This window comes from Pseudarthrobacter sp. CC12 (genome assembly GCF_039907755.1).
GTDB lineage: Bacteria > Actinomycetota > Actinomycetes > Actinomycetales > Micrococcaceae > Arthrobacter > Arthrobacter niigatensis.
The window spans coordinates 23,272-30,150 of the sequence record NZ_JARDJH010000049.1 but is presented as its reverse complement, the minus strand read 5'-3'; the positions used below and the strand labels follow the sequence as shown (position 1 = coordinate 30,150).

General features: G+C 69.8%; 4 protein-coding genes. 1 reads left to right on the top strand and 3 read right to left on the bottom strand.

Features of this window, described 5'->3' with window-relative positions:
• The first annotated feature begins 131 nt into the window (after positions 1-131).
• Positions 132-650, top strand: coding sequence for a DinB family protein (locus tag PV772_RS21235; protein WP_141181270.1), 519 nt, complete (start codon positions 132-134; stop codon positions 648-650).
• A gap of 53 nt (positions 651-703) precedes the next feature.
• On the opposite strand, the gene cydD is transcribed toward PV772_RS21235, so the two are convergent.
• From cydD to PV772_RS21220, 3 genes are read right to left on the bottom strand one after another with little or no spacing between them, the layout of a single operon-like run.
• Positions 704-4,141, bottom strand: a complete 3,438-nt coding sequence (gene cydD / locus PV772_RS21230; protein ID WP_347887474.1) for a thiol reductant ABC exporter subunit CydD — start codon at positions 4,139-4,141, stop codon at positions 704-706.
• Position 4,142: 1 nt separating this feature from the next.
• Positions 4,143-5,192, bottom strand: coding sequence for a cytochrome d ubiquinol oxidase subunit II (cydB, locus tag PV772_RS21225; protein WP_347887473.1), 1,050 nt, complete (start codon positions 5,190-5,192; stop codon positions 4,143-4,145).
• Positions 5,193-5,207: 15 nt separating this feature from the next.
• Entirely contained in the window at positions 5,208-6,803 is a 1,596-nt protein-coding gene (locus PV772_RS21220; RefSeq protein WP_141160806.1) for a cytochrome ubiquinol oxidase subunit I, read from the bottom strand.
• Between the last annotated feature and the right edge of the window lie 76 nt (positions 6,804-6,879).

The window sequence follows — 6,879 nt, the reverse complement described above, 5'->3', positions numbered from 1 at the left end:
CACTCCACCCGGAGGTCTTCTTCATGTCACCAAACCACGCCGGGCGTCACTAACGTCTGTGGTCAATACAGCTAGCCCGGACGCTCCCTGCGGCCCAGAGTCTTTTGGCCCGCACAGCTTAGACTGCTCCCATGCCTATCGTGCCTGATGACAAGGACTGGACCTGGGTCCTCTCCCGGCCCTGCCCGGAGTGCAACTTCCACGCCCCAACCGCCACGCCCGCCACGGTTCCGGGAAGCGTCGAAAGCATGATTCCCCGCTGGCTGGCCGTCCTTCGGCGGCCGGACGCGGCCGAGCGCCCCAACGGACAGACCTGGTCCGCGGTGGAGTACGCGTGCCATGTGCGGGACGTCTTTACCCTGTTCAACCAGAGGCTGAACCTGATGCTCGCCGAGGACGACGCCCGCTTCGCTGACTGGGACCAGGACCGGACGGCCATCGAGAAGGATTACGCCAACGCCGACCCGTCCGAGGTGGGTCCGGAGCTGGCAGCGGAGGGACACGAGGCCGCCGAAGCCTTCGCCGGCGTCCCCGAAGAGGACTGGGGGCGCAAGGGCGTGCGCAGCAACGGCTCCGAGTTCACCGTCCTGACGCTCTCGCAGTACTTCCTGCACGACGTGGTCCACCACCTGCACGACGTCGACGGCTGACCGAAGCGCGCTTGGCCGCCGGAGCCGCGGCGGCCAAGCGCGTCCGGCAGCGCTTAGCGGGAAGGCGCCAGGGAGCCCCTGGACTGTCCGGCCGGCTCCGAAAGTTCCAGCCGGGCATCACCGGCCTGGATGTCGGCGGGGTTGTGGGTCACCAGCACCACGGTGCGGTCCCGCAGTCCGGCGCGCAGGTCCGCCAGCATGGTGGCCGCGGACTCCGCATCCAGGTGCGCGGTGGGCTCATCGAGCAGGATCACTTCCGCCCCCGTCAGCAGGGTCCGGGCCACAGCCAGGCGTTGGCGCTCGCCGCCGCTGAGGAAGGCGCCGCCGGGGCCGATGCGGGTGTCCAGCCCGGCTGGCAGCCTGCCCACCAGCGCGGAAAGGCCGACGGCGGCAAGCACCGCCTCCAGCTCGCGGTCGGACGCCGGCGCCGGGCCGTCCTCGATCGGCCGTCCCAGCAGCAGGTTTCCCCTGATCGTGGAATCGAACAGGTGGGCCTCTTGCGGGCACCACGCTGCCCGGCCGGTGACCCGGACCTGTCCGGATGCCGGCGGCAGGAAGCCCAGCAGCACCGACAGCAAAGTGGATTTGCCGGAGCCGGACGGTCCGGTGACCGCCAGCCAGCGCCCGGGAACTGCCACAGCAGTGATGCCGGAGAAGACCGGGGGGCCGCCCGGCCATTCCGCTGCCAGGTCCATGAGCTCAACGCCCGGCGTGTCCCCGGCCCGGCGGGAAACGGGCTGCAGGCCCCCGCGTGGTTCGCTGCCGGCCGCCAGGGCGCCGGACTCCCCCACCCGGCGCATGACGGACCGCAGGGCGGGGTACTGGCGCACCGCCGTCGTCATCGCCGCGTAGGGTTCCACCAGGGCAAGCAGGAGAAGGACCACCACGGCGGCGGCCGCCGGTGCCACCTGGGCCGCGAGGACTGCGGGCCCCGCCAGCCAGGCAGCAGCCAGGGCTGCCGTCCCACAGGCTGCTGTGGCAACGGCATGGCCCAGCCCGTCCGCCCAGGCGGAGCGCCGCGAAGCGCGGGTGGCGTCCCGGTCTTCCGCCAGCAGCGCCTCGAGCACGCGTGGTGCCACGCCGTTGGCGTGCAGTTCCGCGCGGGCATCGAGGGCAGCGGTGACGCGGCGCAGCACGCCCGAGCGCAGGGACTGCTCGGCGGCAGCGGACTTGCGGTCGCCCCACAAGGCCGCGGCGGGCGCCAGCAGCAGGCCGCCGACGGCCGCACCGGCCACGGCGGGAAGTGCATCCGGTACCAGGACGCCGGTGGCGGCCACGGCCAGGACGGACACCGCCACCGCGGTGGCGGGCGGCAGGACCACCCGGGGCAGGAGGTCCCGGACGGTATCGACGTCGTCAATCACCGTACCCAGAACGTTACCGCCCTGCAGCAGCCGGCGCAGCGAGAGGGCACGCCGGCTCAGCGACTCCCAGAGCCGGCCGCGGAGCCGGGTGAGTGCGGCGAACACGGCATCGTGCAGCAGCAGCCGCTCCCAGTAGCGGAACACGGCCCGGCCGATGCCGAAGAACCGGACCCCGACGATGGCGGTCAACAGGTACAGGATGGGCGGTTGTTCGCTCGCCCGGATGATGAGCCAGCCGGACAGGCCGGAAAGCACGACGGCGAAGACGGCCGCCAGGGTGCCGACGAAGGCGGCGGCGGCGAACTTGCCCCGCACCGGAGCCAGGAGTGCTGCCAGCAGGCGGAAGGCCCCGGGGGCAGCCTTTTCAGCGGCACGTACGGCCGGGTTCCGTGTGACGGGGTTGTCCGTCGAAGCGCGGTCCGTGGCCGCCCCGTCTGCAGCGCTGGCTCCATGCGGGGCGCCGGCGGGGGCCGCCGGCAGCAACGCGGCATCGGCGTCGTCCTGCCGGGCCGCTGCGTGGGTCCGGGCCGCAGGCGCCACCGGTACCAGCAGGTCCGCCAGCTGCCGTGTGCGCTGGTTGTGGGCCACCAGGACCACCGTGACCTGGCCGCGGAGCCGCCGGATGGCGTCCTCCACGATCACGGCCGACGCGTCATCCAGGTGCGCGGTGGGCTCGTCGAGCAGCAGGAGGGTGGCACCGGCCTCGATCCTGGCCAGGCCGCGGGCCAGTGCGACGCGGCGCAGCTCACCCGGGCTCAGTTCCGCCTGGTGCTTTGGGGCCAGGTGCCCGGCTCCGGCACGTGCCAGGCAGCGGCGGGCGGCATCTTCGGCGGCGAACCGGTCCGGGCCGTGGCCGGAGTCAGGCCACAGGTACAGCAGTACCTCCTCCAGGACGGTTCCGGCCACCATGACCGGGTGCTGCGGCACCCATGCCACGGAGCGGCGGTCAAGCCCGCTGATGGAGCCGGTGACGCTGGTCCCGCCACCGTGGCCGATGATCCCGGCGAGGACGCCCAGGACGGTGCTCTTGCCGGCGCCGCTGGGGCCGTCCAGTGCCGTGATCCTGTCCAGCGGCGCGGTGAACGTCATGGGCCCGACGGCGGTTGCGGACCGCCCGGCGTATGTCACGGTCAGTCCGGTGACTTCCAGCGGGGCACCGGGCCTGCCGGCCTTGGCGGCCGGGAGCGGTGCCGGCTCGGGGGCACTGGTCACGGCGGCCGTTTCCGCGAGTGCGACCCTGCCGTCGTCGCTGGCGTGGTGGGCGGTGCCGAGTTCCCGCAGCGGAAGGTAGCAGTCAGGTGCCAGGAGGAGGGCCAGCAGGCCGGCTTCCAGCGGCATGTCGCCATGCACCAGCCGGACACCGATGAAGACGGCCACCACTGCCACCGAGATGGTCGCGATGAGCTCCAGGGCCAGGGCAGACAGGAAAGCAGTGCGCAGGGTGCCCATGGTGCGGGAGCGGTACTCCTCCGAGATCTCCTCAAGGGCCTTCCGCTGGGCAGTGGCACGTCCCAGCCCCACCAGGACCGGCAGGCCCTTGGCCAGCTCCAGCATGTGCGCCGACAGCCGCGCCAGGGTGGCCTGGGCTTCCCGCACGCTGTCCTCTGTGTACCTGCCGATCAGCACCATGAACACCGGGATCAGCGGAACTGTCAGCACGATCACCAGCGCGCTGACCCAGTCCGCGAAGAGGATCCGGGCCCCCAGCAGCAGCGGAACGGCGGCGCAGTTGACCAGTGCGGGAAGGAACTGGGTGTAGTAGCTGTCCAGGGCGTCCAGGCCGCGGGTGGCAAGGACCGCCAGCCCGCCGTCGCCCGGGCCGGATCCGCGCACACCCGTGCGCAGTGCCCGCTCCAGCAGTTCGGCGCGCAGTTCCTCCTTCACGCCCAGGGCAGCGCGGCGGGCAGCGACGGCCTGGCCCCAGACGGTCAGGGACCGAAGCACGACGCCGGCGAGTCCGGCGGTCAGTTGGCTCCCCCAGGCCGGGTTCCCGGCGACGAGTCCGGCCAGGACCGATGCCACCGCCTGGCCAATCAGGACCAGGGACAGGGCCTTGAGCGCCGCCAGGAATCCCAGCCAGTAGATCGCCGAGCGGGTGGACGGACCGGCGGGAAATGTTGGCCGCACGTCAGCCCTTGGTGGTGAAGGCCCTGGCAGCGACCGCCGGGAGGAAGCTGTGGGCTTCCGGGATGTGCGCGGCGCTTACCCGGCGGCGGAACACCCAGTAGGTCCATGCCTGGTACGCAATCACCAGGGGAAGGCCGAATGCCGCCACGATGCTCATCAGCCCCAGCGTGTAGTCCGAGGAGGATGCGTTGGAGACAGTGAGGTCGAAGGCGCTGTCCAGCGTGGAGGGCAGCACCACGGGGAAGACCGCACCAAAGATGGATGCCGTGCCCAGCACCAGGAAGCCGCCGAGGGCCAGGAAGGCCCTGCCTTCAGCCCCCTTCCGGGCCAGCAGCCAGGCAGTGATGGCGGCGGCGACGGCCAGGACGACGGCGGCCCAGGTCCAGGGCTTCCCGTCCATGAACTGGATGGCCAGCGCCCATGCGGCGATGGGCAGCAGCAGGACCGGCAGGAGCCGCACGAACCACTGGCGGGCACGGTGCCGGACATCCCCGTCCGTCTTCAGTGCCAGGAATGCCAGCGCATGGAGGAGCGAGAAGCCCACCACTGCCGCGCCGCCAAGAAGGGCGTACCCGCTGAACCAGGCCATGGGGCCGCCTTCGCGGTCGCCGTTGGCGTTCAGCGGCAGCCCGGTGGTGGTAAGGGCCAAGGCGGCGCCGACGCCGAATGCGGCGAAGAAGGAACCCAGCGCGATGGCCCAGTCCCAGCGGTTCCGCCAGCTGTCGGTGTCCACCTTGCCGCGGTACTCGAACGCCACCGCGCGGAAGATCAGGGCGAGCAGGACCACCAGGAGCGGGAGGTAGAGCGCGGAGAACAAGGACGCGTACCAAAGCGGAAAGGCCGCGAAGGTGGCGCCGCCGGCAGTCAGCAGCCACACCTCGTTGCCGTCCCAGACGGGCCCAATGGTGTTCAGGAGAACGCGGCGTTCGGTGTTGTTGCGGGCGAAGAGCTTCATCAGCATCCCTACGCCCAGGTCGAAACCTTCGAGGAAGAGGTAGCCGGTCCACAGCACCGCAATGGCGATGAACCAGATGGTGGGCAGCAGTTCCATTGTGTGTTTCCTCTGCTAGTAGGCGAAGGCCAGGACGTCGTCGGCGGGCTTGGGGCCGCCTGGGCCCGGGGTTTCATCCTCGTTCTCGTCCACCGGGGCGTGGCCGAGTTCCGGCATAGCGGAGACCACACCGCCGCGGATGTACTTGACCAGCAGTTTTACTTCCACCACCAGCAGGACGGCGTAGACGGCGGTCAGGGCCACCAGCGAGGCGATCAGCTCCCCTGCGGACACACCGGGTGATACGGCGGCGGCGGTGAACATGAACACCTGGTCGATGCCGCTCGGGTCGGGATTGGGTGCCACCACGAACGGCTGGCGGCCCATCTCGGTGAAGATCCAGCCGGCGGCGTTGGCACCGAAGGGTGCAAGGATGCCAAACACTGCCAGGCGCATCAGCCACCGGGATTCCGGCACCGTCCCCTTGCGGGTTATCCAGAGTGCCACCAGCGCAGCCAGCGCCGCGAGGCCGCCGAAGCCGATCATCATCCGGAAGCCCCAGTAGGTGACTTCCATGACGGGTACGTACTGGATCTCCTGGCCGGCGCGGTCCCCGTAGATCGGGTTGTCCGGGAGCGTGGTTCCGTACTTTTCCTTGTACTCGGGCAGCAGGCTGTCGACGCCCTTCACCTCGGTGGTGAAGTCACCCTTGGCCAGGAAGGAAAGGATGCCGGGGACCTCGATCACTGCCACGACGTCGTCGCAGTTCTTCGAGCCCACGTTGCCGACGCTCAGGACGGAGAAGCCGGTGCCGTCGTGGCACGCAGCCTCTGCCGCGGCCATTTTCATGGGCTGCTGCTGGAACATGAGCTTGCCCTGCAGGTCACCGGTGACGGCGGTGCCGGCAAAGGAGATCATGGCCACCACGGCACCGATGCGCAGGGACCGGATCCACACCTTGTAGTCGGCCCGGTCGCGGCCGGAAATGCTGGCGTCTTCGCCGGGGATGATCCGGCCGTCGGCGCCTACGGTGTCGACGCCGTCGTGCCGCCTCCGCCACAGGTGGTACCAGGCGATGCCCAGGAGGAAGCCGCCCGCCACGGCGAGGGCGCCGAACAGGGTGTGCGGTACGGCAACCAGGGCGGTGTTGTTGGTGAACACGGCCCAGGCGTCGGTCATGACGGGCCGGCCGTTGATCATTTCCACGCCCACCGGGTGCTGCATCCAGCTGTTGGCCACGATGATGAAGTAGGCGGACAGCGCCGAGCCGACGACGGCCACCCAGAGGCAGGCAAGGTGGATGGCGGGCTTGAGCTGCTTCCACCCGAAGATCCACAGGCCCAGGAAGGTGGACTCGACGAAGAAGGCCAGGAGGGCCTCGAGGGCCAGCGGGGCGCCGAAGACGTCACCGACGAAGCGGCTGTACTCGCTCCAGGCCATGCCGAACTGGAACTCCTGCACAATGCCGGTGGCAACGCCCATGATGAAGTTGATGAGGAAAAGCTTTCCCCAGAATTTGGTCATGCGCAGGTACTCCGGCTTGCCGGTGCGGTACCAGGCCGTCTGGATCACGGCGACCACCAGGCCCAGGCCGATGGTCAGCGGCACCATCATGAAGTGGTAGACGGTGGTGATGCCGAATTGCCAGCGTGCGATTTCCAAGGCGTCCATGGCAGTCCCTACTGTTAGCCAATGCAGTTTTCTACGCTTCGTAGAACTGTAACTTCTACAAAGTGTAGAACATGGT

Excerpts from the sequence above, each read along its gene's own strand:
- PV772_RS21235 (WP_141181270.1), top strand. The coding sequence starts at position 132 with ATGCCTATCGTGCCTGATGACAAGGACTGGACCTGGGTCCTCTCCCGG.
- cydB (WP_347887473.1), bottom strand. The coding sequence starts at position 5,192 with ATGGAACTGCTGCCCACCATCTGGTTCATCGCCATTGCGGTGCTGTGG.
- PV772_RS21220 (WP_141160806.1), bottom strand. The coding sequence starts at position 6,803 with ATGGACGCCTTGGAAATCGCACGCTGGCAATTCGGCATCACCACCGTC.